The sequence below is a fragment of the Streptomyces anandii JCM 4720 genome, from assembly GCF_014650655.1.
Taxonomy (GTDB): domain Bacteria; phylum Actinomycetota; class Actinomycetes; order Streptomycetales; family Streptomycetaceae; genus Streptomyces; species Streptomyces anandii.
Genome location: NZ_BMVJ01000005.1, coordinates 303,543 through 329,535, shown reverse-complemented (window position 1 = coordinate 329,535; position 25,993 = coordinate 303,543). Strand labels below are relative to the sequence as shown.

General features: G+C 70.7%; 21 protein-coding genes and 1 pseudogene. 15 read left to right on the top strand and 7 right to left on the bottom strand.

What is annotated here, in order from left to right:
• Nucleotides 1-14: 14 nt before the first annotated feature.
• From IE249_RS12305 to IE249_RS12285, 5 genes are all read left to right on the top strand, one after another.
• Nucleotides 15-7,667, top strand: a complete 7,653-nt coding sequence (locus tag IE249_RS12305) for an RHS repeat-associated core domain-containing protein (protein WP_229858235.1) — start codon at nt 15-17, stop codon at nt 7,665-7,667.
• 30 nt (nt 7,668-7,697) lie between these two features.
• Entirely contained in the window at nt 7,698-8,261 is a 564-nt protein-coding gene (locus tag IE249_RS12300) for a phage tail protein (protein WP_189704815.1), read from the top strand.
• Nucleotides 8,262-8,269: 8 nt separating this feature from the next.
• Nucleotides 8,270-8,878: a phage tail protein gene (locus IE249_RS12295; RefSeq protein WP_229858232.1), complete on the top strand. Its 609-nt coding sequence runs from the start codon at nt 8,270-8,272 to the stop codon at nt 8,876-8,878.
• Nucleotides 8,879-8,889: 11 nt separating this feature from the next.
• On the top strand, nt 8,890-9,480 hold the full coding sequence (locus tag IE249_RS12290; protein ID WP_189704813.1) for a phage tail protein: 591 nt from the start codon (nt 8,890-8,892) through the stop codon (nt 9,478-9,480).
• A 131-nt stretch (nt 9,481-9,611) separates the two neighbouring features.
• Complete coding sequence (locus IE249_RS12285) at nt 9,612-9,914, top strand: hypothetical protein (RefSeq protein ID WP_189704812.1); 303 nt, start codon at nt 9,612-9,614, stop codon at nt 9,912-9,914.
• Between the two features lie 198 nt (nt 9,915-10,112).
• On the opposite strand, the gene IE249_RS12280 is transcribed toward IE249_RS12285, so the two are convergent.
• On the bottom strand, nt 10,113-10,379 hold the full coding sequence (locus IE249_RS12280) for a hypothetical protein (protein WP_229858230.1): 267 nt from the start codon (nt 10,377-10,379) through the stop codon (nt 10,113-10,115).
• Nucleotides 10,376-11,233, bottom strand: a complete 858-nt coding sequence (locus tag IE249_RS12275) for an isocitrate lyase/PEP mutase family protein (RefSeq protein ID WP_189704811.1) — start codon at nt 11,231-11,233, stop codon at nt 10,376-10,378. The genes IE249_RS12280 and IE249_RS12275 overlap by 4 nt, the downstream gene beginning before the upstream one ends.
• A 438-nt stretch (nt 11,234-11,671) precedes the next feature.
• On the opposite strand from IE249_RS12275, the gene IE249_RS12270 reads away from it, so the two are divergent.
• The 3 genes from IE249_RS12270 to IE249_RS12260 all read left to right on the top strand — a co-directional run bounded on the left by IE249_RS12270 (nt 11,672) and on the right by IE249_RS12260 (nt 16,689).
• Entirely contained in the window at nt 11,672-13,234 is a 1,563-nt protein-coding gene (locus tag IE249_RS12270) for an FMN-binding glutamate synthase family protein (RefSeq protein ID WP_189704810.1), read from the top strand.
• A gap of 371 nt (nt 13,235-13,605) precedes the next feature.
• Nucleotides 13,606-15,981 carry a glycosyl hydrolase family 18 protein gene (locus IE249_RS12265; RefSeq protein ID WP_189704809.1) on the top strand — a complete coding sequence of 792 codons (2,376 nt, stop codon included), beginning with the start codon at nt 13,606-13,608 and terminating at the stop codon, nt 15,979-15,981.
• 294 nt (nt 15,982-16,275) lie between these two features.
• Nucleotides 16,276-16,689, top strand: a complete 414-nt coding sequence (locus tag IE249_RS12260; protein ID WP_189704808.1) for a hypothetical protein — start codon at nt 16,276-16,278, stop codon at nt 16,687-16,689.
• Between the two features lie 205 nt (nt 16,690-16,894).
• Here the strand turns inward: IE249_RS12260 and IE249_RS37055 are convergent.
• Nucleotides 16,895-17,155, bottom strand: a pseudogene (locus IE249_RS37055) (cytidine deaminase); the annotation flags it as partial.
• 2 nt (nt 17,156-17,157) lie between these two features.
• Here IE249_RS37055 and IE249_RS12250 point away from each other — a divergent pair.
• Together IE249_RS12250 and IE249_RS12245 are read left to right on the top strand one after the other, a co-directional pair.
• Nucleotides 17,158-17,364, top strand: a complete 207-nt coding sequence (locus IE249_RS12250; RefSeq protein WP_189704806.1) for a hypothetical protein — start codon at nt 17,158-17,160, stop codon at nt 17,362-17,364.
• Between the two features lie 157 nt (nt 17,365-17,521).
• Complete coding sequence (locus IE249_RS12245) at nt 17,522-17,758, top strand: hypothetical protein (protein WP_189704805.1); 237 nt, start codon at nt 17,522-17,524, stop codon at nt 17,756-17,758.
• Between the two features lie 103 nt (nt 17,759-17,861).
• Here the strand turns inward: IE249_RS12245 and IE249_RS12240 are convergent, their stop codons facing one another.
• On the bottom strand, nt 17,862-19,178 hold the full coding sequence (locus IE249_RS12240) for an MFS transporter (protein WP_189704804.1): 1,317 nt from the start codon (nt 19,176-19,178) through the stop codon (nt 17,862-17,864).
• Between the two features lie 99 nt (nt 19,179-19,277).
• Here IE249_RS12240 and IE249_RS12235 point away from each other — a divergent pair, with 99 nt between their 5' ends.
• Nucleotides 19,278-20,363, top strand: coding sequence for a DUF5937 family protein (locus IE249_RS12235; RefSeq protein ID WP_189704803.1), 1,086 nt, complete (start codon nt 19,278-19,280; stop codon nt 20,361-20,363).
• A gap of 114 nt (nt 20,364-20,477) precedes the next feature.
• A complete protein-coding gene (locus IE249_RS12230) occupies nt 20,478-21,065 on the top strand; it encodes an ATP-binding protein (RefSeq protein ID WP_189704802.1) in 588 nt (195 codons plus the stop codon).
• Here the strand turns inward: IE249_RS12230 and IE249_RS12225 are convergent.
• A complete protein-coding gene (locus IE249_RS12225; RefSeq protein WP_189704801.1) occupies nt 21,004-22,533 on the bottom strand; it encodes an APC family permease in 1,530 nt (509 codons plus the stop codon). The genes IE249_RS12230 and IE249_RS12225 overlap by 62 nt on opposite strands.
• Before the next feature lie 201 nt (nt 22,534-22,734).
• Nucleotides 22,735-23,190, bottom strand: coding sequence for an Lrp/AsnC family transcriptional regulator (locus IE249_RS12220; RefSeq protein ID WP_189704800.1), 456 nt, complete (start codon nt 23,188-23,190; stop codon nt 22,735-22,737).
• 76 nt (nt 23,191-23,266) lie between these two features.
• Here IE249_RS12220 and IE249_RS12215 point away from each other — a divergent pair, with 76 nt between their 5' ends.
• Nucleotides 23,267-24,196: an SMP-30/gluconolactonase/LRE family protein gene (locus IE249_RS12215; RefSeq protein WP_189704799.1), complete on the top strand. Its 930-nt coding sequence runs from the start codon at nt 23,267-23,269 to the stop codon at nt 24,194-24,196.
• A 148-nt stretch (nt 24,197-24,344) separates the two neighbouring features.
• Nucleotides 24,345-25,103, top strand: a complete 759-nt coding sequence (locus tag IE249_RS12210) for a MerR family transcriptional regulator (protein WP_189704798.1) — start codon at nt 24,345-24,347, stop codon at nt 25,101-25,103.
• A gap of 92 nt (nt 25,104-25,195) precedes the next feature.
• Here IE249_RS12210 and IE249_RS12205 read toward each other — a convergent pair whose 3' ends face one another.
• Nucleotides 25,196-25,354, bottom strand: coding sequence for a hypothetical protein (locus IE249_RS12205; RefSeq protein WP_189704797.1), 159 nt, complete (start codon nt 25,352-25,354; stop codon nt 25,196-25,198).
• A gap of 316 nt (nt 25,355-25,670) precedes the next feature.
• Here IE249_RS12205 and IE249_RS12200 point away from each other — a divergent pair.
• Nucleotides 25,671-25,993, top strand: a 323-nt coding sequence (locus IE249_RS12200; protein ID WP_189704796.1) for an STAS domain-containing protein, incomplete at its 3' end; no start/stop codon positions are given.

Genomic DNA, 25,993 nt, shown 5'->3' with positions numbered 1-25,993 from the left:
AGTACTGGCAGATCGTGCGTGACGACGGCACCACGTACACCTACGGCCGGGGAGCCGTGCAGTGGGGCGTGCGGTGGGGCAACTGGATCGGTCCGTCCACGGCGGCCGACGGAGTGAGTTTCCCGGTCGCCTGGAACCTGCACGAGGTCCGCTCCATGGCCGGCGACACGATGTCCTTCGCATACGACACGGACGACGTCGCGATCGGCGTCGGCACGGACGCGTGGTACAGCCGGTCCTGCCGACTGCGGCGGATCGTCGACGTCTTCGGGCGGGCCGTCGAATTCACGTATCTGCTCAAGGAGCCGTTCGAAGCCCCGGCACCCCAAGTGCCGCCGCCCGGTGGGCGCAACGCTTACCAGTACCGCCTCGACGACCACTACCTCGACCGGATCGACGTCCGGGACCGCGAGGGTGCTCTGCTGCTGACCACCCGTCTGGACTACCAGTTGCGCGACGTCTCGGGATCGGGGAAGGGCAGCGCGTACACCAAGCGGTATCTCGCGGCGGTGCGCCAGGAGGTACCGGACGGCAACGGTGTGGTGCTGCCCGGTGTGGAGTTCGACTACCACGGTGCCGAAGCACCGCTCCCGGGCGCGCTGAAGAGCGTGCTCACACCGCAGGGCGGCCGTGCGGCCTATGTCTACAAGGCCGTCGAGCTGCCCAACACCACATTGCGGGTGCCCGTCACCAGTCCCGGCGCGAGCTGGACGCCTCGCGTCTGGCACGGGCCGACGTACACGGTGGTCACCTGGGAGAACTCCACCACGGGCCGCGTGACGACGAGTGTGTACTCGTGGAACGGCAGTTGGTCGAGCCAGCAGGACACCCGCGAATGGTCAGCGGTTCCGGGGACCTTGCGGGTGCTGACGGGTGACGGGTTCTTCGCGGTCTGGTACCGCGACGCGCGCAGCCGGCAGTACCGGGTCTACGTGGTGCGTGCCGACCAGTTCCGCTTCGGCCAGTGGGACCGTTCCGCGTACCAGGTCAGTCTCGGGCAGCCGATTGCCGACCCGGCGGTGAGTGTCGGCGCCGACTTCCTCGCGGTCGCCGACGCCGCCGCCGGGCAGCTGAAGATCCTCAGTTGGGATCCGATCGGCTCACGCTGGGTGGAACACGGCTTCGGGCTCGCCAACGTCGCCCGGGTCCTGCTCTCCGGCGGGGTGAACTTCTGCGTCGCCACCACCTACGCCGGCACCGGCCGGACACTGAGCACCACGGTCTACTACCGCAACCCCGAGCGGCGCTGGCTGCGCGGGGACACGGTCAGCGAGACGGTGGACGTCGACTGGACGGCGACCCGTCCGGAGCACATGCTCGCCACCGGCGCGTCCTTCGCCGCGTTGGGCTTCGTCACCGCGATCGACGAACCATCGAAGTCCGTCAAGTACGCCACCCGGCTCCTCACGTGGTCCTCGACGTACCGGTTCGGTCCGCAGGTGAAGGCCGACGGGGCGCAGCCGCTGGACGTGCGCAACCCGGTGGGGTACGTCGTGGTGAACGGGTCGACGGTCGGCAACGGCCAGCACCTGTTCCGCTTCGACGGTGCCCGCTGGCAGGCGATCGCCGGGATCACACCGGTCGCCGGGCCCCGGTACACGTACAGCTACGCCGCCGACGCCGCCTATGTCACCACGGTGCAGTCCGACGACCGGTGGACCAGTGAGCTCTACGAGTTCGACCCCTACGGCAACGCCTGGCGCTCGAAGGCCCGTCCCAGCGGATCCGCCCGCGGGCTGCCGTCGATCTCCGGGGGATACCGCACAGCGGGCCGCGAACTGCTGCGGCACACCCCCGACGGTACCTGGGCCAAGGTGTACACCCTTCCCGCGGACGCGGATCTGACCACCGTGGTCAACGCGGCGCCGGCGTACCTCGCCTACCAGGACGGCGGGGGTTCGACCCATGTACTGACCCTGGCCGACGGCGGGGTACTGGACACCAAGGCGCTGTCCGGTGAGCACGTGGTGGTGCCGGACGCCCAGCCCGGCCAGATCCTCACCGGACCCGCCACGTTCGTCACCTACCGGGGCCCGGACTTCGACAAGTCCACCCAGTTGTCCCTCTACCGGGTGGTCGGCTCCGCCGTCGCCACACGGCTGGTGGCCTACCCCGTCGTTCAGGTGAGCAACGACACCGGCTACCAGACCCGGCGCACCACCCTGGCCTACGACACGGCGACCGCCACCTATGACCCCTACGGTCTGGTGACGCAGTACGTGACCGTGCGGTCGACGCCGGGCGACGGTGAGAACGGCTGGGTCGAGCGGGTCTTCTTCAACGGACTGAGCCCGACGGTACCGGGCGTGGTCTACCCGCCCTCCAGTCAGTACACCAACGCCCGTAACTGCTTCAGTCAGCTCAACGGGCAGCTGTTCCGCTCCCGCGGCTACGACGCCGACGGCCGTCAGGTCAGCGAGAGCGTCAACTATCCGTACACGTACACCAGTGGTGACAGCGACGAGCGCATCGCCGGCGCCTACACGAGACTGCGGCGTCAAACCGAGGCGACCACCGGCCAGTTGCTGTCATGCGGGCTGGACGGGATCACCGGCCTCGACAGCCGGAAGGTGCCGACCGCGCTGCGGGACCGGTTCGGCGCCGCGGGACTGGCGCTGACCGGCCCGCTCACGGTCGCTGTCGAGCGGCCCGGCCGGCGGTGGACACTGACCGACGCCACTGGCGCGCGGTACCAGATCGTCGCCGACGGAACGGACGTCGTCGTGTACGGCTGGCTGGAGACGGCCGCCGAGTACGAGTACAACGCCAAGGGACAGCCGTGCCGCGAGCTCACCGAGAACATCGACGACAGCGGCGTCAGACGACGGCTCAGCCGCGACACGGCCTACGCCTGGCAGACGTACCAGCAACTGGCCGACCTCAACTGCCTGGTCCCGGTGGGCCAGGTGACCACCGCCGACCTGACCGCCGACGTCGTCACCGGCAGCACGGTCACCACCTACTCCAACGCCTGGGGCCCTTGGGCGGCCCACCGCGGATATGAGTGGATGGGCACCGGCACACCGGACTTCGCCGGCTGGGAGGCCGGCGCCGACCCCGGCCCGCACTGGCTGCGGGTCCGTCAGGTGCTCGGCGTCACCGAGAGGGCGCAGCCGCTGGCCGCGCTGGACGCCGGCGACCACATGGCCGCCGTCATCCACGACCGCGAGCGCCGCTTCGCGGTCGCGACCACGGCCGACGCCGATCCACGCGCCGACGAGGCGTGCTACTACGGCTTCGAGGAGTACGAGGACCCCGGCGGCTGGACCCTCACCCCGGCGGGCCATGACCCAGCGGACTACATCACCGAGGGCGCGGCGCACTCCGGATCGCGGCGGCTGGCCATCCCCGGCGACCCGGACACGGCCGTCGGCATCACCAACGAGCTCGCCCCCGCCCGCGGCGACCGCAGCTACCAACTCTCGTGCTGGGTGTGCACGGAGCCGGGGTTCGTCACCGACCCCGACCTCGCGGCATGGCGGATCACGGTCCGCGGCGAGCACCGCACGGCCTCGATCGTGACCGCCGTTCCCGCCACCGCCGACCAATGGCGCTGGATGCACCAGCTCATCGACCCGCAGTCGCTCGGCGTCGGCGCCATCCGGTCCCTGACCCTCAGCGTCACCAGCCGGCAGGACCACCGCTGCATGCTGATCGACGACATCGCCTTCGCGCCGGTCCAGGCCTGCCTACGCGCCTCGGTGTACTCCCCCGACGGGCAGGAACTGTGCGGCACCGTGGACATCCTCGGAGACTCCCGCCGCATCGCCTACGACCTGCTACAACGCCCCGTCGTCGAGATCGGCCCGGACGGGTCGCCGCTGTCCATGTCCGCGGACCAGCTCTGGCGCAGCGACCGGGACAGCTTCGACCCGCGACGGCCCAACGGCTCGCTCATGGTCGCGCTGCGCGAGCGGGGCAGCTTCACCGACTTCCGGCAGGGCAGCCAGTGGCAGGCGCAGTGGCAGCCCAGTACCGGCTGGCGCCAGACGCCGGGCCGGCTGCGCCACGAGTCCACCGGCACCGGCACGCTGACCCTGCGTGAGACGCCACGCGGAAGTCATCTGCTGCGCTTCGGCCTCGCCGGCGACCCGCCGGTTACCGGACCGCTGCGGCTGACCTTCGGCGGCGGCTGGTCGGTGCGCTGGGCCGACGGCGCCTGGTCGCTGCACCGGCCGGACGGCACCAAGGCTGTTTCGGCCGCCGGCCCGGCCGGTACCGACCTCCTGCTGGCCGTCTGGCCGCACCGCATCCTCTGGTACGTCGACGGCCAACTGGTGCTCCAGCAGCTCGACTCGGGCGGATTCGCCGGACCGGTCGAGCTGGCCTGCGAGGGGAAGGCGGCGGTGCGGTGGATCGCCGTCGGCGCCGAACCGGTGGCCGGGATCTCCTGGAACGACAACGCCGGCCGCCCGTACCAGCTCCAGCGCATCGACGACACCCGGCTGCGGGTCTCGGCGACCGGGTACGACGACGCCGGCCGCCCCGCCGTGTCGACCAAGAGCATCGAGGTCGACGGCGAGCCGGTCGGCTACCGGGACGGCCTGGTCACCGCGCTCGCCCCGGCGACCGGCGCGATGGGCGACTGCGAACTGACCCGCGCCCACCCCGACGACGAGGGCTACCCGTTCTCCCGAACCGTCTTCGAACCCTCCGTGCTGGGCCGCCCGATCGAGGCGGGCCGGCCGGGCAAGGCATTCGCCGTCGACACCTCGAAACCGGCCGCGCAGCGGCACACCACCCGCACGGAATACCGCATCAACACCGACGAACCGCTGCTGCCCGACCTGCCCGCCGGGGCGTACCCGGTGACCGCGGTCATCGACCCCGAAGGGCGCACGGCGCGAACCTGGACCGACCGGCTCGGCCGGACCGTGGCCACCGCACAGGGCGACCTCGCCGGCGCCCCGGGCACGTTCACGCTCGCGCGGAACTTCCACGACCCGTACGGCAATGTGGTGCGCCACGAACAGCCGAACCTGGTCGACACCCGAGTCAGCGACCGGGAACGCTTCGTCGAGCGGACCGAGTACGACTTCTTCGGCAACCCCCTCTCCATCACCGGCCCCGACCTCGACGGCAGCGCCGAATACGTCTACGACACCTTGGGGCGGCTGCGGTTCAGCCGGCTCCCGCAGGCCGCCGCCGAGGGCTACCTCAACTACCGCGCCTACGACAGCCTCGGCAGACTCCTCGAAGGGGGCACCTGCGAGGTCGCCTGGGACCGCGACCGGCTCCAGGCACACGCCGACGAACCGCAGTGGCTGCCGGCACCGGGCACGTGGCTCTCCCGTTACCGCTACGACGGCGACGGCAGCGACCCACGCCTGTACGGCCGGCTGTGGCAGGCCTGGTCAGGCCCCGCGAACGGCGACACACCGGCTACCCGCACCACGTACGCCTACGACGAGCTCGGCCTGGTGACCTCACGCACCGTCAGTGTCGCCGCCTACGACGACGGCGCACCGCACACGGTCGCGTTCCGCCACGACGCCACCGGCGCGGTCACCGGCATCACCTACGACACCGGGCTGGGACCGGACGCCTTCACCGCCACCCTGCGCAGCGACGGCTTCAACGACCTGGTCGGCGTCACCGGTGACCACCTTGGGCGATCAACCGACCTGGCGCGCTTCACCTACACCCCCGACGGCGCGCTGTCCGAGGAGGTGCTGGCGCCGGACGGGCCGGCCGAACTGACCCGCCGTTACCGCTACACCCCGCCCGGCTGGCTCGCCTCCGTCAGTGACCGCTACCTGACCGAGACCACCGACTACACCACCGGCGGCCCCGACGGCGCCGGCTACCACGACGGCCGGGCGGCCCGCGTCACCACCAGCTTCACCGGAGTACGCCAGGACGGCTTCGTCCCCGACTTCGACTACCGCTACGCCTACGACGCCCTGGGCCGTCTCGCCGCGGCCGAAAGCGATGCCGGCGAAGGGCCCGGTCTCAGCGGGCTGAGCTACGACGCGAACAGCAACCTCCTCGACCGCACCGTCGGCGACCTGACCCAGCGACTGCGCTACCAGGCCGGCACCAACCGGCTGCACGCGATCGACGACGGCGTCGAGACGGACCCGTTCGGCTACGACCGCGACGGGGACGTCACCGAAGCCCCACCGCTGGGCGTGTCCGACCTGAGCTACGAGCCGGACACCGGGCTTCCCGCCGGGCTGCGCAATGCCGCCGGGGCGCTGCGCCTGGAGCACGACCCGGCCGGCACGCTGCTGCACCGCGCCGGCCCCGACGGGCAGCGGCTCTACGTCCCCGGCGACGCGGGACCCCTGGCTCTGCACCACACCGACGCCTCCGGCGCTCACCGCGTCGGCTGTCTGGTGCCGGGTCCGGGCGGCGTCCTCGCCGTCTGGTCGCCCGAGGGCACCACCTATGTGCTGCGCGGACGACTCGGCTCCACCCGGGCGCTGTACGACGGCACCGGCCTCGTCGGCGCCTTCAACTACCTGCCCTCCGGCGGTTTCCTGGGCAGCCCGCTGGACCTGGGCGCCACGACCACCTACCCCTACCTGTTCACCGGAATCGAACGCGACCCCGCCACCGGCCTGTACCTGTTCCCGCGACGCGTCTACGACCCGGCCATCGGCCGGTTCCTGAGCACCGACCCCCTCGGCCAGTACCCGAGCCCCTATCTGTACGCCAGCGGCGACCCGGTCAACGGGTCCGACCCGAGCGGCGCCTTCGCCTGGTCATGGGCGGCGTTCGGAGCCGTCGTCGGCGGAATCGTGGCCATTGCCGGCGGCATCCTGCTGACCGTCGCGACAGGTGGCCTCGCTCTCGGGTGGATGGTCGCGGGGACGGTCGTGGGAGGCGCGCTCATCGGCGGCGGAATCGCCAGCGCCGCCTACGGGTTCGGCCACGCCGACGCGTCCAGGAGCACCTTCGACGTGGCGGAGTGGGGCATCATGGTCGGTCTCGGCGCGGCCTTCGGCGCGGCGGCGGCCGGACTCGGGTTCGTGCCGGCGGCCTTCGGCGCGAGCACCGCCGGCGCGTTCGCCGCGGAGACGTTCATCGGGGCGGGACTGGGGACCCTCGACGGCTTCCTCACCAACGGCACGCTCAACGCGTACCAGCGAAAGGACTTCCTCGAGGGCGGCGGCACCGCCGCGTGGCAGGGGGCGCTCGGCGGCCTCGGCGGCGGCGCCATCGGCGGTGTTCTCGGCCGGGGTCCGATGCTGCGCACGAACCGGACCGTCAGGGCGGGCCGCGGTGCGGCCGCCGCCGACCGGGGCGAGATGCACATCGTGGCGTACCGCAAGACGCTCCCGGGGCGCCCCAACGGGCACGTGCTGGTGGGGACGAGAACGCCGCAGCCGCCGGCCGAAGTCCGGTCCACCCACTTGACGTTGCTCGACGCGAACACGCGGATCATGCCTGCCGACTACCTGCTCGAGCCGGGAAGAGTGTCGCGGAGCATGCTCTGGAGGGCGGTCGACGTTCCCGCTGCCAACGCCGGACGAGCCCGCGCCTTCGCCGAGGCGCAGGTCGCGTCGGCAGCGAGGCCGCCCTACTCGTACCTCACCAACAACTGCACCACATACGCCCAGAGCGTGCTGCGGGAAGCCGGCATCCATCCGCCTCTGTGGACCCACGGGCCCGTTCCCCTGAGGTTCTGGATGAGGACCATCGGCGGACGGCTGCAGGTGTGAACGCAACGACGACACCCGCTGAGGAGAGCAATGGCAGACACGACGTCCTCGCCGATCCCGGTCGGCACCATCGTCGCCTTCGCCGGCGAGCTGGACAATTCCTGGCTGCAGAGCCAGGGCTGGCTCTACTGTGACGGATCTCAACTGGACCAGGCGACTTACCCGGCCCTGTACGCCGCCATCGGCGGCAACTTCGGCGCGGGCCACGGCACGTTCTTCCTGCCGGACCTGCGCGGCCGGTTCACCCGAGCCGTCGATCTGGGCGCCGGACGCGACCCCTACGTCCTCACGCGGACCCCGTCCAACAACGGCGGACTGTCCGGCAACAACCCCGGTTCCGCCCAGGATTGCCACACCGGGCTGCCCGCCAATTCCTTCACCACCTCAAGCTCCGGTGATCACACGCACTCGGTACAGCATCTGCCGACGGACACGGAGGGACTGGCGGTCGCCGGCAGCCACTACGGGATCTGGCCGGACACCAACTCGCAGACCGGCACCGCCGGCGACCACAACCACACCCTGTCCGGCGGCGACGCCGAAACCCGCCCGATCAACAAATACGTATATTTCTTGATCAAGTTCAACGGATGAGGACGACGATGAGCACTGCGCAGGAGAGCCGGCCCACCCAGGTGATCCCCGTCAACGGTGTACTGGTCGGCTCGGTCGTCGGCTACGGCGGCGTCGTCTCCGGCAACGCGCAGCCGCCGGCCGGCTGGCTGCTGTGCGACGGCACCGAGTTGTCCCGCGCCACGTACGCCGACCTGTTCCAGGTGATCGGCACCCAGCACGGCGGCGGTGACGGCACCTCGACGTTCAACCTTCCCGACTACCGCGGGCAGTTCCAGCGCGGCGTCGACGACGGCACAGGGCGCGACCCGGACGCCGGCAGCCGAACGGCGGCCAACCAGGGCGGCGCGACAGGCGACCAGGTCGGCTCGGTCCAGGGCAGGTCCACGGCGCTGCCGGCCGGAGCGGCCTTCAGCACCGGCAACAGCGACGGCGCCCACACCCATTCGGTCCAGCATCTGCCGACCGATGCCTCCCACCCCGAAGTCTCGGCGTCCCACTATGCCAAGTGGAACAGCGCGAGCGCCGACACCGACTCCGCCGGGGGCCACACTCACACCATCGGCGGCGCGGACGCGGACACCTGCCCGGTCAACGTCTACCTCAACTACCTGATCTTCTACGGCACAACCTCGTGAGGGAGCGAACCATGACGGATCAGGATTCCACCAAGCCGGTCGTACCGCTGGGTGATCTGGTGGTCGGCAGCATCGTGCCCTACGGCGCCCTCGTCGACGCGGGCGCGCTGGAGGCACAGGGCTGGCTGTACTGTGACGGACGGGGACTGCGCCCCACCGACTACCCGGACCTGTTCGCGGTGATCGGCACGCTGCACGGCGGCAACGGCACCTCCACCTTCAACCTGCCCGACTACCGCGGATACATGCTGCGCGGCGTTGACGACAACACGGGACGCGACCCTGACGCGGCCGGCCGGACCGCGGCGGCCCCGGGCGGAGTCGCGGGCGACAACGTCGGTTCGACGCAGCAGCACGCGGCCGCCCTGCCGACGACCTCCTCGTTCGACGTGTTCGACGCGGGCTCCCACACGCACTCCGTTTCCGGCGTCCCCACCGACAGCTCGTCCGCCGCAGAGACGGGGGGTTACCGGTCCATCTGGAACGACGGCGGCGCGGACACCGATTCCGGCGGAGCGCATTCGCACGCCATCGGCGGCGGAGACCCCGAGACCCGCCCGGCGAACGCATACGTCAACTTCCTCATCCGCTACCAGGTCTGACGCGACCGCTCGCTGATGTCGGACGGGACCTGTCTCCTGCGAGGCGTCGACGCGCCTCGCGTGCTCGCCGCGGATCCCACACCAGACGGGGTCCCGGCGGCGGTCAGGGTTCGAAGGCGGGTCAGGGTGTCGTGGATGACGTCGCGCAGGTCGCGGTTCTCGGCGGCGCCGGCCCAGTGGCCGAGGGCGACGCGGAACGCGGCGCTGCCCGTCTCCGCGGCCAGGCCGGCCTCCACCTCGCCGACGTGCCGCTGACCGACGCGGGTGAGGCCGGGACCAAGGCGCTAGTGCTCATCGTGGCCGGCTGGAAGACTTCTGCCGAGACCGTTGTCCCGGCAGAACTTTGCGAGACGCTCGCCGGACACCAGGCGACCATCCGCTCCTCCGCGGTCATCTTCTCCTCACGCCTTTTCGGTGGCACATATCCTCCATGAATTGCGAAACCGGTCACAGCAGGCGAAGAGGTTCCGGAAACCGCTCCTCACGTGAGGTGCGGTTTCCGGAACCCTTCATGCTCGCTCCTACGCGCGCGGCGGCCGTCGACCCGAGCCGAACTCGCCGTACGCTTCCCGCAAGCCCGCCGGTTCAGTCAGCTATTCCAAGGGGCGTTGGCCAAACAGCAGCTCGGCCCCTCAGCGGTCGTCCTCCTCCCCGTGTGCCGCGCCCACGAGTGTCTGCATCAGGTCGACGGCGCTGCCGTCGTGGTCGCTGCCCGCGGTGCCGCTGCCGGTCTGGACGTTCGCGGTGCGGTCGACCTCGAGGATCGAGTCGGCGTGCGAGTTGTCGATGACGGTGATCAGGCTGGTGCCGCCCGTCTCGTCCCCCGCGGTGGCCGCGGGCACCGCCCCGCCCAGCAGCGCCGCGGCGACGAGCACCGCCACCGGTCCGCGCCTGCTCACACGCCCGCTCGCTCGGGCCGCCGATGCGCCATGTTGCGCTCCAGCAGGCGCGTCGAGGCCTGTACTCCGATGCCGCGCGCTGTGTCCACCACGGGCAACCGGCCGTCGGCGCGCTTGAGTTCGGCCAGCGCGCTGTCCATCGCCTCGTGCGCCGCGAAGAGGCACGGGGTGCTGTAGATCGCGACGTCGACGCCGAGTCCGGACAGCTCGCCCAGGGACAGGCGCGGCGACTTGCCGCCGGCGATCTGGTTGAACAGCAGCGGCTTGTCCCCCACCGCGTCGCGCACCGTGCGGATCCACTCCACGCTGCGGATGCCGTCCACGAGGATCACGTCCGCGTCGGTGGCCGCCAGGGCCTCGGCCCGGTGCAGCATGTCGGCCTCGTCGGTGGCGTCCGTGCGGGCCACCACCACCAGGTCCTGCCTGGTGGCCAGTACCTTCTCCAGCTTGACGAGGTACTCGTCGAGCGGCAGCACCTGCTTGCCGTCGGCGTGCCCGCAGCGGCGTGGCCGCTTCTGGTCCTCCAGGATCACGCCGGAGGCGCCGATGCGTTCCAGCCCCTCCACCACGTGGCAGGCGACCTCGGCGTCCACGTAGCCGTCGTCGATGTCGACCAGCAGATGGTGCGCGGGGAAGGCGCCCCGCAGCCGCTGCACGAACGCCACCATGTCCGGCCAGGCGATGAAGCCGATGTCCGGCAGTCCGTAGTAGGACGCCGCGAAGCCGAAGCCGGAGACGAACATTCCGTCGTAGTGCCCGGCCGCGATCGACGCCGAGTACATGTCGTACACGCCGATCAGCGGGGTGGTACCCGGCGCGGTGATCTGCTCACGCAGCTCTTTCCCGTACGTCAAGGCGTAACTCCTCGGGTGCTGTGGGGGGTTGCCGGACGAGATCCGACAGCCTTTGCCGAAACGAAAGCATCCCGTGGCTATTGACTGGGTTGACCTTGAGCCGCCCTTTACTCACCCCAACGGCGCAACGGCTTCACCGGAGAAACGTCACTGGAGCGCCGCGCCGCCGGCCGGGAAGAAGTCGTCCGTGCGGCTGGGGGCCCGGGTGGCGGCGTGAGCCCGGCCAGCGCTACGCGGTGGCCGGGTTGAGGTGGTCACTACCCGGTTGCCGTTCGGCAGTGGTTCCTTGTACTGGCTGATCGAGGCCTGCGGTGGAACGGATTTCGGCTACGGGTCTTGAGCCCGGGCTCGCCCCTTCGACCCCGGCGCATGGTCGTCGCGGGCGTCTCTAATAACATCTGGCGTTCTTCGACGGATCCACCGAGGAGAGGAACGTTCATGCGCGCCCGGAGCATTGGCACGGCCGCCGCCGCAGCACTGGCGCTGGTGGCCGCCCGCGATCTCGTCCAGAAGAAGCACGCGCTGCTCCGGAACTTCCCGTTGATCGGGCACGCCCGGTATCTGCTGGAGACGATCGGGCCGGAGCTGCGCCAGTACATCGTGACCTCCAACGAGGAGGAACGCCCCTTCAGCCGGGACCAGCGCACCTGGATCTACGCGTCGGCGAAGGAGGAGAACAACTACTTCGGGTTCGGGACCGACGTCGACGTCGAGCACGTGCAGGGGCACGCGTACCTGAAGCAGCGCACGTTCGCCGACGCGCTGTCCGAGGCGCGGGGCGGCCACGACCCGCAGTCCTCCCTGCCCTCCGCCAAGCTGCTCGGCGGCCCGCGCGGGCGGGCCAAGGCGTTCCGGCCGGCGAGCGTGGTGAACATCTCGGCGATGAGCTTCGGATCGCTCTCCGGGGCAGCGGTCACCGCGCTCAACAAGGGCGCGGCGCTGGCGGGCACGCTGCACAACACGGGCGAGGGCGGCCTGTCACCGTACCACCGCAACGGCGGCGACCTCGTCCTGCAGATCGGCACCGCGTACTTCGGCTGCCGCAACGAGGACGGCAGCTTCAACCTCGACAAGCTCAAGGACACCGTCGTCGGCGCCCCCGTCAGGGCGATCGAGATCAAGCTCTCCCAGGGCGCCAAGCCGGGGCTGGGCGGGATGCTGCCGGGCGCGAAGGTGACCGAGGAGATCGCCGCCATCCGCGGCATACCGGTCGGCAAGGACTGCGCCTCCCCGTCGCGGCACACGGCGTTCCGTGACGTCGACTCGATGCTCGACTTCGTCGAGCTGCTCGCCGCCGAGACCGGCCTGCCGGTCGGCATCAAGAGCGCGGTGGGAGAGATGGGCTTCTGGCGGGAGCTGGCCACGCTGATGGCACGCGGTGACCGCGGTGTCGACTTCGTGACCGTCGACGGCGGCGAGGGCGGCACCGGAGCAGCGCCGCTGACCTTCGCGGACTCGGTGTCGCTGCCGTTCCGGATGGGCTTCTCCCGGGTCTACGGCACCTTCGCCGAGCGCGGGCTGACCGACGACCTGACCTTCATCGGCTCCGGCAAGCTCGGTCTGCCCGAGAACGCCGCGGTCGCCTTCGCCCTGGGCGTCGACATGATCAACGTGGCGCGTGAGGCGATGCTGTCGATCGGCTGCATCCAGTCGCAGAAGTGCCACACCGACAAGTGCCCCACCGGCATCGCCACCCAGAGCGCCTGGCTGGCCCGCGGCCTCGACCCGGCCTCGAAGGCCACGCGGGCCGCTGTCTACCTGCGCACCCTGCGCAAGGAGCTGACGAAGCTCTCCGCGGCCGTCGGCGTCGCGCACCCCTCGCTCATCACGGCCACCGACATCGAGATCCTCAACGGCGACTACGAGGCCCGCACCCTGGCCGCCGTCTACGGCTACAAGGACGGTTGGGGACAACTCGGCCCACGTCTCGCCGGCGAGATCACCACGCTCCTCGCCACCGAGCCGGGCACCGGCTCACAACCGGCCGTCCGACCGCACTGAACCCGGGCCGGCCCGTTACCGATTCCTGTCGCGAACCGTGGAACCGACCCTCGGGTCCTCCCGGTTCGGCGGGCGGACCAGAGATGCCGGCGATATGGGCAACGGCTCGGAAGACGGTGGCCGTCTCCTCACAGGAGCACCACACGAACGGTCCGGCCCCGCCGGTCACCCGTGTCCGGACGGACCTATTGACGCATTGGTCCAGACCTTCTACGTTGTGGGCGCCCGACCGGAGGCGGTGCCGGCCGTGCCCCGGGGCGCTTCTTCCCCACGTGGCCCCGCGTGCCCGGCCGCCTTCGTCGGGGTTCCCCACATCCGCACACGCACGGTTCGCCCCACCCCTGTTCCACCCCACCACGACAGGGAGAGCCATGTTCCACAGGCGCAGACCACTTCTCGCAGGAACACCGCGGCGCGACAGAGGACCGCTTCGCGTCGTGCGCGCAACGTGCCCGTCCGGCGCGGGAGGCGCCCGGCCGCTGCGGCGGCGAATCGCCGTCCTCGGGGCGGCGCTGCTTCTGCCGTTCGCGGCGCTCACCGCCCTCGCCTCACCCGCCCACGCGGCCGGAACACTGACGGCGACGTTCACCACGCAGGACAACGGCTCCTGGTGGAAGGGCACGTACATCGTGCACAACGGTGGCACGTCCGCGGTCGACGGCTGGACCCTGGAATTCGATCTGCCGGCCGGGGTGTCGATCACCGGCAACTACAACGGCGACGTGACCGTCTCCGGCCGCCACATGACGGTCAGGAACGCCTTCTACAACGCGAACGTACCGGCAGGCGGCACCACCGAGCCGTACAGTTACTGGTTCACGGCCACCGGAACGGCCGCCGCGCCGACCGGCTGCACGGTCAACGGCGACAAGTGCGACGGCACGCCCGACGTGCCGCCGACCGTCCCCGGCGCACCGAAGGCGACCGCGGTCACCGCCCACTCGGTCGCGCTGAGCTGGTCCGCCGCGCAGCCCGGCGACCACCCGGTGGCCTCCTACGAGGTCCTCAGCGGTGGCGGCACCGTCACCACCACCAGCGGCACCTCGGCCACGGTCACCGGCCTAGCCCCGGCGACGAGTTACACCTTCACCGTGCGGGCCAAGGACACGAGAGGCAACACCGGACCGGCCGGTTCCCCGCTGACCGTCAAGACGGTGGACCCGTCGACCGACCCGACGCCGCCGTCCGCGCCGGGCAACCTGCGCTCCACCGGCAAGACCTCCTCCAGCGTCAGCCTTGCCTGGGACAGGTCCACCGACAACGTGGGCGTGGCCGCGTACGACGTGTACCGCGGCGGCACGCTGGCGACATCGGTCGGGGCGGAGACCACGACGGCCACGGTGGACGGGCTCTCCCCGGCCACCGCCTACGCCTTCACCGTCAAGGCCCGCGACACCGCCGACAACGGCTCGGCCGCCTCCAACGCCGTCAGCGTCACCACCGACGACGTGGCCGGCACGGGCAAGCAGCTGAAGGTGGGCTACTTCGTGCAGTGGGGAATCTACGGACGGCAGTACTTCGTGAGGAACCTGGACACCTCCGGTGCCGCGGCGAAGCTGGACGTCGTCAACTACGCCTTCGAGAACCTGGACTCCAAGGACCTCACTTGCAAGGCCGGTGTGACCAAGGGCACTTCCACCGACCCTGAGGATCCCGACCAGGGCACCGACGCGGGCGACGCGGACGCCGACTACGCACGGCCCATGTCCGCCGACCAATCGGTCGACGGGATCGCCGACGACGGCTGGGGCAGACTGCGCGGCAATCTCAACCAGTTGCGGAAACTCAAGGCCAAGTACCCCAAGCTGAAAGTCCTCGCGTCGATCGGCGGCTGGACCTACTCGAAGTTCTTCTCGGACGCCGCGGCCACGCAGGCCTCCCGGGAGAGGTTCGTCAAGTCCTGCATCGACGTGTGGATCAAGGGTGATCTGCCGGTCTACAACGGCGCCGGCGGGCCGGGCACCGCGGCCGGCATCTTCGACGGCTTCGACATCGACTGGGAGTGGCCCGGCTCGGAGGGCCACCCGGGCAACCACTACGGCACCCGGGACAAGGACAACCTGACCGCCCTGCTCGCCGAGTTCCGCAAGCAGCTCGACGCGCTCGGCGGCCCGCACCGGCTGCTCACCGCGTTCACCCCGGCCGACCCGGCGAAGATCTCCGCCGGCTGGGACCTCAGCCGCGTCTTCGACTCCCTCGACTACGCCGACGTCCAGGGCTACGACTTCCACGGCTCGGGCAGCGACAACTCCTGGGAGCCCAAGCGCACCGGCGACGCGTCCAACCTCCACACCGACGCGCAGGACCCCTACCCGTTCCACTTCAGCATCGAGAACGCGATCAAGGCGTATCTCGACGCTGGTGTCAACCCCCGCAAGCTGACAGTGGGTTTCCCCTTCTACGGACGCGGCTGGCAGCAGGTCTCCGACGGCGGGGTCAGCGGCGAGTGGCAGGACGCCAACGGCGCCGCACCCGGCCAGTTCGACACCGAGGCCGGGGTCCGCGGCTACAACAACCTGATCACCAGCTTCCCGAACATGACCGTCCACCACGACGACCAGTCGGTGTCGACGTTCGGCTACACCGGTCCGAACGGCCAGTGGTGGTCCTTCGACGACGCCTGGTCGATCGGCAGGAAGACCGCCTGGATCAAGTCCGAGGGTCTGCTGGGCGGCTTCGTCTGGGAGATGTCCGGCGACACCCCCGGCGGTCAGCTGATGACCGCGCTGGACAACGGGCTGCGGTAGGGGCCGCGGTCCCGCGGCCGCGCGAAATCCCCCGGGCGGACGGTCGGCGGACCGCCCGCCCGGGCTCCCGCTCCGGCGCAAGGTACCGGCGCCCCCGCTCCGACGCGACCGCGGCACTGGTCTCCGGCCCGCTCCGGCCGGTCACCGGCTCCCGCCGGTTTTGCGCACGCTCCGATCGCGGCGAGGAACTCCGTGGGGTCCGGCGGTACTTCGGCGTAGCGGTTGTGGGCCCCCGCATGCGAGGCTGCTCTCCACCTGTGGTGAGGAGGTCGTCGGGTGGTCTACGCAGAGCCCATGGCGCGCCACACTGTGGCGCCGGCCGTCCGTGAGCTGATGGAACGCCGCTCCACGGGCCATCAGCTCAACAACACGGTCACCCTTGGCGGGGACGATTTCACGTTGTGCGCCCACGTACGCGTGCGGTGGCTGACGGACGACCAGGCGAAGGTGTCACTGGCCTGCTGGGCCGTCAACACCGATACCGCGCGCTACTTGGGCGGACATCCACCGTCGGATGACGAATTTCGTCTCCGCCCGTACGGCACGGCCACCCCGGACGAGGGCTTCACCAGCCGTGTGGCCGACCACCTGGCGATCTGCATGCGGGCTCTCGACTCCCCTCAGCCGGACGACGACGGACACCTCGCCATCACCGTCCCCTGGCTTCCTCCCGAACTGCCCGGGAACGAGACCGGGGCGGAGCGCTGAGGGCACGGTCACCGGCACCGCCGCGGGTTGCCACCCCCGTACCGCTGCCGTCCGCTCCCCGGCCGACGGGGCGAGCGCGTCCGGTGCTTCTCGACTGCCTGCGGGCCGGGGCGAGGCCCCGCCCGTACACGGCGGCGCAGACCTGACGCCGGCTCGAGGCAGGAGGGCTCCTCGGGCTGGTGTCCGCCCGCGCCGTGAGGCGCGGTTACTCGCTCGCGAGCTGGTGGTCGGCCCAGACGTAACCTGCCGGCAGCAGGTCGGTGAAGCGCACGGTCCGGACGTCCCCGCCCTCGTCGACGATGGCCTTGAGGGCGAGGAGGCAGTCGAGGAGGACCTGCCGGCACCGGCCGCGCGGGGACACGACCCCTCGGTCGCGGTCGCCCCCCGCGACCACGGTCTCCAGCTCGTAGGCGCCCTGGGAGGCTGCCGTGCCGATGAGGACGAGCTCGGAGCAGGACCCTGCCGATCATGCCGCACTCGACCGCGTCGATGATCGCGGCCCCCTTCTGGCGCCGGCGCGTGTTCCGGTACGGGCCGGCCGTGTCCGGTGCCGCCTCGCCGGCCGTGCGGTCGCTCCCTTTCCGCTTCGCCGACGCGCGGATCACGATCACCGGTGTCAGCGGACTGCCCGCGGTGGTCCTCTTCATGGGGCAGGCGCCACAGCCGAAGAGCTGAAGGCAGCCGACTCGGCCTCTTCCTCCCTCTTGAGTGACTTTCATACCGAATCATGGCGCCATGGGTGAGTTGTGACGGCAGGCGCGAGATCTGTTACATTCTGCAATCGTCCATGCACGGTCTGTGGTGACCGGTAGTTAGAGAAACGAGAGACGCGATGAAGAAGCTCGCAAGGGCTGCCGTGATGGTGATGGCCGGCGGAGTGGGGCTGGTCGGCACAGCCGCGCACGCCTGCGACTACGGAAACGACGGCCCCTCCGGCAACAGGCAGTTCGTGCGCTGCGGGCAGACGCTCGACGGCGGCCTCGCCTTCGCCCCCGTCACCGGTGCGGTCACCGGTGACAGCCACGAGAACATCGGCAACTCCTGCGCCGTCGTCGGCACGCTTCGTTGACGTAGCGGCACGGGGCCGTGGCGTCGGGTCGTCGCACCATCACTCGTGGGCACATCGACTGTGCCGACAGTGGGTCGAGGCGACCGCCGGACTCGACAAGCCGTCACCGGCGGTTTCCGGCGGGGTCCGTGACGGTGTATTCGACGCCGCGGTTGCCGCCCGGGCGATTCCCGGGCTGACGAACTTGCCCCCCGCCCGGGGCGGCAGCGACCACCGAGTCGGTTCCTGGGTCCTTCTCGGCGGCCACGCCGGAGGCAGCCAGCAGCGTGACCGCAGCCAGGCCGCCCCAGAGGACGGCCGGTCCGTGGGAGTCCAGAGCGGTGATGACCGCCGGGGAGACGGCGAGCCCGAGCCCCGTGGAGAGCTGGAAGCGGGCCAGGGCGCGCCCCAGGACGGGGGCAGGGGCCAAAGCGGTGACGAGCGCGGCGGCGCTGCCCGCGTAGAGGATCTCTCCGATGGTGCAGACCACGGTCACCCCGGCCACGGACGGGGCGCTCCAGGCGTGTCCCACCGAGGTGGCCGTGAGGAAGCCGAGGTAGGAGGCGGCCAGGACCACACCGGCGAGAGTGAGCACGCGCCGCCGGGAGAGGCGGGACATCAGCAGGGTGACCGGCACCTGCAAGCTGACCACCAGCACCGTGTTCGTCACGAAGACGGCTGCCGACCACGCCGGGGATGCGTGCAACCGGGTCACCAGGATGAGGGGCAGGGCGATCTCGGGGACGTTGAGGCAGAAGACGTAGACGACGTTGGCGGCCAGCAGCGCGCGCATCCTGGGTGCGCGCCCCTGGGGCCCGTCGTCGGCTGGAACAGCGTCCGGACGGGTGTGCAGGCGGACCGACCATGCCAAGGCTGCCGCGCCCAGGTAGGCAAGGGCGGTGACGGCTGCCAGCGCTCTCAGTGCGCAGGCACCACCCGCCAGGGACGCGGTGGCGACCAGGGCGCCCGCCCCCAGGCCGGCGTTGCGCAGGGCACGGCCCGCGGCGAGAGCGGCGTCACGTTCACGGCCGTGGACGAGCGTGGCCACGACAGCTGCATGGGCGGCCGGCCATGCCTGGTTGCCGACGCCGAGCAAGAGCACCGCCGTCGCGAACGGCCAGACGTGCGTGGCCGGGGCGGCCAGCAGCAGCGCCACGCCCGCCGCCCGCACCAGTATCGACGCCGCCACGACCGCGCTTCGTGCCCCCCGGTCCAGCCATCGGCCCACCGCGGGCACGCACACCAGAGCCACGACGCTGCCGGCCGTCATGGCCATGCCGGTGGCGGACGCGGACAGCCTGAGCACCGTCACTCCGTAGAGCAGCACGAAGGGTCGCAGCAAGCCGGTGCCGAGCGCGTCCACGGCGAGGGCGACGGTATAGCGGGGCCCTCCGAAGGCACGGACGAGGGCGCGCGGCTGGATCCGGGTGGTGGTTGCCATGGCGTCCACGGTCGCTTCGGCTGCCGGAGGGGCCACGCCGGTTGACGGACACCGTCAATCGACGCGGTCGTCGGCGGTGCGTTCGGCGAGAATGAAGGGATGACGTTGAGGATCGACATCAGCGGCATGCCGTCCCAAGGGCTGCGGTTCGCTGCCTCTCCGTTGGCCGAGCTGACCGCGATGCTGCACGTGCTGGCCGAACCCGCGCATCACCCGCAGTTCGCCGGCTGGGCCGGCAACGTCTGGGCGGGACTGCGGCCGGAGCTGGCCGAGCGGCTCAGGGAGGCCGAGTTCCTCTGGCGTTCCTCACGAGCCGACTTCCTTGTCCCGGCCCGCCCCCGACCGACTCTGACCGAGGAGTTGGACGACGTCGACCGGATCGACGACGAGTCCTATGTGACCGCCGCGCTCGTGACCACGTGCGGCAGCAACCGGCTCCGCTTCACCGCCCCGTCACCGCTGACCGACGCGATGGCGCGCGAGCGGGCACTGGACCTCGCCCAGGCCCGCGGAGCACTCCAGGAGGCCTTCGCGCAACGGCTCCTTTCGAACCCCCGAGCCGTGCGCGCACGGGTGCGTCACACCCTGGAGCAGTGCGCCGAGGCCTTCTTCGAAACGGCCTGGTCGGGCGTCACCGTGCAACTGGCAACCGACGTGCGCCTGAAGCACGACCTGCTCAAGCGCCAGGGCATCAAGGCGGCTGTCGCGTCCGTCTCCAGTTCCGTCACCCTGGACCCTGACGGCAGCTGCATCATCGTGGACAAGCTGCAGGACCGGGCGATCTCCGCCCACGGCAGGGGGGTCACCTTCCTCCCCACCGTCTTCGGCCGCCCGCACCTGGTGGCCATTCACGCGCCCGGGTGGCATCCGGTGGTGCAGTACCCCGTCGCCGAGGCGAGCCCGTCGCAGCCGGCATCACTGGAAACCGTCACGCTACGGCTGGAGGCGCTCGCGCATCCGGTGCGGCTGCGGCTGCTGCGTACCCTGGCCCGGGGCGCGCACACCACCGGCGAGCTGGCCCACGCCTGGGAGTTGTCGCCCCCGGAAGTCTCCCGCCACCTCGCCGTCCTCCGGCGCGCGGGCCTGCTCACGGCCCGCAGGCAGGGCCGCTACGTCCGTTACGCTGCCAGCCTGCCGGATCTGAGCGCGCTGGGGACCGACCTGCTGACAGCCATACTGCGGTGATACGCCCGGCCGAGGGCTGTGTGATCCATTCCATGGTGTGGATCCGGGACGGCAGGGTATGGGCGCGGCGAGCAAGCCGTCGACAACCGACGCGAAGAAAATGGAAGAGCCCGCATGGTCATCCCGCTTAGGAAGCAGGCGGCAGACGATCGGGGCAGTAGTGAGCGGACTCCACTGGGCTTCGGCGCCGCGTGGACCCACGGCGCCGCCCGCGCCGTGGAAGCGCGTCAAGCCCTTCGGGCCTTTCTCGCCCACGCCCCGCGTACCGGCCGCGTTCCCCTGCCCGAATCCGTCTGCTCGGACGCTGAACTCATCGTCAGCGAACTCATCTCCAACGCTGTCCGGCACGCCCCCGGGCCCTGCGGCCTCATCCTGCGACTCTCCGATGACGAGTTGGCGGTCACCGTGTGGGACACCTCAGCCGAAGAACCGGTGTTCATGAGGCCGGACCGGCACCGCATCGGCGGCCATGGACTGCATCTGGTCCGGGCGACCAGTCACAGCGTCTCGATAGCACCCCGCGCACCGGGTAAGCAGATCACCGCTCGGCTGCTCCTCACCACGAACGACGTCGCCGGCACCCTCCAGCGGGACGTTCTGCGCGCTCCCCTCTCGCACGGAGAAAACACCCCGTTCGCGGTCAGCTCCCCTCGTCGTCACGCCGGCGAGCCGACCGGGGCCCTGCGGGACCCTGTTCGGTGATGCCCGTCTCCACCGCCAGCGCCGCGCCCAGTCGACGGGCCATGCCGGGCGCGGCGACGACGAGGACGACCGCGGCAAGGACCCAGGCACCCGCCACCACGGGGAACCACCGCTCCGCCTTCCCTTCGGGGTAGGGGACGACGCTGCGGTAGAGGGTGTAACCGAGCATGCCCAGTGCGCCCAGCGGGATCACGACTTGCCACGCGGCGACCGTCATGACCCGCCGGACGAAGATCAGCCAAATGCCTCCGACCGTGGTCAGCCCGTACGCGACGAGGAGGATCAGGGTGCCCGTCGTCCCGCTCCACAGGAACGTGTCCTTCGGCCGAGCGGAGAGGAGGGTGGCGCAGACCAGGACGATCACTCCCATCGTGGCCGCCGTCAGGACGACCGCGCCGCCCGGAACGCCGCTGGCCGAGACCCGTCCGGGCCCACGGTCGCCGACGACGTCGCGGAACAGTGCGTACGTCACCCGCGAGGCGCCGACCATGGAGGCCAGGCAGCAGCCGAAGGCGCTCACCGTGGTGCCCAGGGTGATGGCGGCACCGGCCCAGGACCCGACGTAGGAGCCGCCGAGGTCGCCCAGCAGAGAGGAGGAGGCCGCGAAGGCCTTGAGCCCGGCCGGATCGGTGCCGAAACCCATCACCTCGACGGCCGTCACGGACACGAAGTACAGCCCGCCGAAAAGGGCGGTGCCCAGGATGGCGCGCGGAATGTCACGCCTGGGTTCGACGGCCTCCTCTCCTAGCGTGGCCGCGGCTTCGAAGCCGGCGAAGGACAGGAAACCGAACACGATGCCGAGGAAGAGTGCCGACCAGCTCGTGCCCGGCTGCACCCGGAAGACGCTGAGCGTGAAGGCGTTGCCGCCCGGCGCCGACCCCGAGAGCAGGCGTACCAGGACGACGGTGCTGACCACGAGGATGAGAGCGACGGTGGCGGCCTCCACGGTGATGAGCACGTGAGTGCCGCGCTTCGCCGGTGACATGCTCAACCACAAGGCCGCCAGCAGGGCGGCCGCGACGAGGACGAACGGGGACCACCGGGCCGGGTGCGCCCAGACGCCCGTCTCCTGCAGGAAGGCGACGCCGAAGATGCCCGCGGCTGAGGACGTCACCACCCCGAAAAGGAGGTACGCGCCCAGCAGGCACCACCCCGCGACCAGTCCCGCGCGCGGCCCGAGGGACGCTCCGACGAAGGCGTAGACCGAACCGGCGCTGTGGAAGTGCTGGCACAGTCGGACGAACACGTACGCCAGAAGCAGTACGGCGGCACCTGCCAGCAGGAAGGCCAAGGGCACCGCCCGCCCGACCGACGCTCCGGTGCCCTGCGGATTGATGTTGACGGCCATGCTCGGCGCCATGAGCGCCACGGACAGACCGACGGCCTGCCAGATGCTGAGGCTCCTTGGCAGCTTGGGTCCGCGCGAGGAGGACACGTCGGGAGGCGTGGGCGACGGCTGCGCTGGCATGGTGCTCCTCCGGCTGGCTGCGAGTCCACCCCCTGCAAAGCATGTAGGTGTCCGAGGCCCGCGGCGGTGCACCACGACGACCGGCGGCTCCCGCGTGTCACGCGGTGGGCGCGGTGGGCCGGCGGCGCCCCCCGAGGGGACACCCCGGCGCGGGCGGTCGCGATCCGCGCGGCCTGGGTCCAGCGGCCGGCCGGCGGGTTCCTACAGGGTCGGCGACGGCGGGCGTTCGAAGAAGGTTTCCAGGGAAACAGTCGCCTGCGTGCCGCTCACACCCTCGATCGCGTACAAGCGCCTCAGCACATCCTGCAGATGTTCGGTGGTGGTGGTGCGCACCTTCACCAGTACCGAGGCGCTCCCCGCGATGACATGGGCCTCCTCGATCTCCGGGATGGCGGCGAAGGCCGGAGCCGAGTCCCCCATCCAGGCCGAGGACTCGACCATGACGAACGCGAGGACACCGAGTCCCAGCGCCCCGGGGTCCACCTCCACGGTCGTCCGCCGGACGACGCCACGCTCACGGAGTTTCCGGACCCGATCGTGCGTCGCGCCGGGGGACAGTCCAACCGCCCTGCCCAAGGCGGCGTACGCCTGCCCGGCGTCCTCCTGCAGCAGCGCGACCAGCGCGCGGTCGATCCCGTCGAGATGATCCAGTGCCATGACACGACCATATCGCCTTCTGCCATACTCGTCCCGCACCGAATGACATTCGGCATCTGATGCAAACGGGAGAGTCATGTCTATCGACGATGCAATAGGGCTGTATGACATTCTGGACGAGCGCTTCCGCGCAGGCAGGTGCGCCAGTGGGGATCAGCGTCTGGAGAAGCTCCACGGCGACTGCCGGTGGGCGGAGGGGCCGCTCTACCTGCCCGCCTGGCGCCAGTTGATCTGGAGTGACATACCCAACGACCGCATGCTGCGCTGGGACGAGGTCACCGGAACAGTGGGCGTCTTCCGCTCCCCCGCGGGCCACAGCAACGGCAACACGCTGGACCGGGAGGGCCGCCTCATCAGCTGCGAGCAGGGCAATCGCCGGGTGATCCGCACCGAGCACGACGGCTCGATCACCATTCTGGCCGACCGCTACCGGGGCAAGCGGCTCAACTCACCCAACGACGCGGTGGTCCACTCCGACGGATCGGTATGGTTCTCCGACCCGGACTTCGGCATCACCAGCGATTACGAGGGCCACCGCGCCGAGAGCGAGATCGGTGCGTGCGACGTCTACCGCATCGACCAGAGCAGTGGCGAGGTGCGACGTGTCGCGGACGGCTTCGGCGGCCCCAACGGACTCGTGTTCTCGCTCGACGAGCAGCAGCTCTTCGTATCGGACACCCGGGCCCGGCACATCCGGGTCTTCGATGTGCGCGAAGGAGGCTTCCTCTCGGAAGGCGAGGTCTTCGCGGAGGCCCCGAGGAGCGGCTTCGACAACATCCGTTTCGATGACCAAGGGCGCCTGTGGGCGGCCGCCCTCGACGACGGGGTGCACTGCTACGACCCGGACGGCACGTTGACCGGGCGGCTGCTCGTTCCCGAACCCGTCTCCAACCTCACCTTCGGCGGCCCGAAGAACAACCGCCTCTTCATCACGGCGACGACCTCGGTGTACTCCCTGGTCATGTCCGTCACGGGAACTCACCGGGTCGGCCGGTCCCGGTCCTGAGCCGGGGGAAGCGCGATCACGGAGAGCCTGCCTCCGGGCCGGCCGCCCTGGCGCGGTCCCGCCGCACGCCCTTGCGCTTTCCGCTGCGTCAACTCCTACCGTCAGCGGTGCGGCCGGAGAGACCGGCCCGGCGATGAGAGGCAGGACCATGAACTGGCCGATCGCGGAGGTGGCCCGGATGTCGGGAGTGACGTCCCGGACCCTGCGGCACTATGACGAGATCGGGTTGCTTCGTCCCGCCCGCACCGGCGGCAACGGCCACCGTCACTACGACGAGGCCGGTCTGCTGCGGCTGCAGCAGATTCTGCTGATGCGGGAACTCGGCCTCGGACTGCGCGAGATCGCGGCGGTTCTGGAGCGCCAGGTCGACCAGGTGGCCGCACTGCGAGAACACCACGGACGACTACTGGCGGAGCGAGACCGGCTCGACGTGCTGGCCGCCACAGTCGGCCGCACCATCGCCGAACTGGAGAGGGACAAGGACAGCGACATGGCGGAAATCAGCAGGCCGGAGAACCTGTTCGAGGGATTCGACACGGCCCGGTACGAGGCGGCCGCACGCGAGCGGTGGCCCCAGGAGGCAGTGCAGGCAGGACACTTCGCCGACACGCTCACCGACTCCGACGTGGCGCGACTGCAGCAGGAGGCCACTGCGGCGATGGTCCGCATGGCCAAGGCGATGGCGGCCGGCGCACCCGTGACCGACCCGGCGGTGCAGACCGAGGTCGACACCCACTATCGGGCCATCTGCCGGATGTGGACCCCGAACGCTGCCGCTTACAAGGCGCTCGGGCAGACCTACGTGGAGGATGCGCAGTGGCGCGAGGCCTACGACCGGGTCGCCGTCGGGCTCGCCGCATACCAGCGGGACGCCATGGCCGTCTACGCGGACGCCCACCTGAGCTGACCGGCCGCCGGGCGTCTCAGGGCCGGCCTCGCGCTCCCCCGGCGGGAAGGGCTCCGGCTGGGAGTCAGTCAGCAGGCTTACGACGTCGGCACCTACGCCGGATGGTCGAAGTACTCGGGGTCGTGACCGAGTTGCACGCTGAGCTCGTCGCCGGGCGAGATCACCACGGTGAGCGGGGAGTTGGTCGCCTCGCGGGCGTCGGGGTCCCGGATCCGCACGCCGTGCGCACGGCGGTGGCGGGCCGTGCGCACGGCGGTGGCGGGCCGTGCGCCGCGCCGGCCCGGGGCTCTGACCGCCGACCGTACGACAATGTCCGGCGGCCGTCGCTTCCGCGCCAGGCCGCCCACCCGAAAGCGGACTGGCAGGCACTGCCCCTTTTGTGCCACGCTGTGGAGACGACCAGCCTGGTCTGGTGGGAGGCCCCGCGCCGTCCTCGAAGGTCATCACGGTGGCCGGGGCGCGGTACGGGTTGTCTCGCTCGGCTTTACGCGGCCCCACGCCGTGTGCTTGACGTCGTCCTCGCCGGACGGCGTGATGGGCTCGACCCCGGGATGCGAGGGGCGAACCATGAACGACTTCACCGTGACGACGCAGCAGCACCCCGACCGCACCGTGATCACCGTGAACGGAGAGATGGACCTGCGGACCTGTCCTGAACTGGCACAGGCCGCGTTCGTCGTCCCACTGAGCGGCAGGACGCTGCACCTGGACCTTTCCGGCGTCTCATTCATGGACTCCAGCGGACTGAACCTGCTGGTCCTGCTGCGCCGCCGCCTGCACGCCGAGGACGGCCGCTTCGCCGTCGCCGGGCTGCAGCCGCAGCCTGCCCGCCTGCTCGAACTGACGGAGACGTACGAACTGTTGACGGCCGGTGCGCCGGGCGCGGGCCG

Coding starts and splice junctions, on each gene's coding strand:
- IE249_RS12295 (WP_229858232.1), top strand. CDS start 8,270: ATGAGCACTGCGCAGGAGAGCCGGCCCACCCAGGTGATCCCCGTCAAC.
- IE249_RS12300 (WP_189704815.1), top strand. CDS start 7,698: ATGGCAGACACGACGTCCTCGCCGATCCCGGTCGGCACCATCGTCGCC.
- IE249_RS12290 (WP_189704813.1), top strand. CDS start 8,890: ATGACGGATCAGGATTCCACCAAGCCGGTCGTACCGCTGGGTGATCTG.
- IE249_RS12265 (WP_189704809.1), top strand. CDS start 13,606: ATGTTCCACAGGCGCAGACCACTTCTCGCAGGAACACCGCGGCGCGAC.
- IE249_RS12250 (WP_189704806.1), top strand. CDS start 17,158: ATGCCGCACTCGACCGCGTCGATGATCGCGGCCCCCTTCTGGCGCCGG.
- IE249_RS12225 (WP_189704801.1), bottom strand. CDS start 22,533: ATGCCAGCGCAGCCGTCGCCCACGCCTCCCGACGTGTCCTCCTCGCGC.
- IE249_RS12240 (WP_189704804.1), bottom strand. CDS start 19,178: ATGGCAACCACCACCCGGATCCAGCCGCGCGCCCTCGTCCGTGCCTTC.
- IE249_RS12245 (WP_189704805.1), top strand. CDS start 17,522: ATGAAGAAGCTCGCAAGGGCTGCCGTGATGGTGATGGCCGGCGGAGTG.
- IE249_RS12260 (WP_189704808.1), top strand. CDS start 16,276: ATGGCGCGCCACACTGTGGCGCCGGCCGTCCGTGAGCTGATGGAACGC.
- IE249_RS12270 (WP_189704810.1), top strand. CDS start 11,672: ATGCGCGCCCGGAGCATTGGCACGGCCGCCGCCGCAGCACTGGCGCTG.
- IE249_RS12235 (WP_189704803.1), top strand. CDS start 19,278: ATGACGTTGAGGATCGACATCAGCGGCATGCCGTCCCAAGGGCTGCGG.
- IE249_RS12215 (WP_189704799.1), top strand. CDS start 23,267: ATGTCTATCGACGATGCAATAGGGCTGTATGACATTCTGGACGAGCGC.
- IE249_RS12210 (WP_189704798.1), top strand. CDS start 24,345: ATGAACTGGCCGATCGCGGAGGTGGCCCGGATGTCGGGAGTGACGTCC.
- IE249_RS12230 (WP_189704802.1), top strand. CDS start 20,478: ATGGTCATCCCGCTTAGGAAGCAGGCGGCAGACGATCGGGGCAGTAGT.
- IE249_RS12220 (WP_189704800.1), bottom strand. CDS start 23,190: ATGGCACTGGATCATCTCGACGGGATCGACCGCGCGCTGGTCGCGCTG.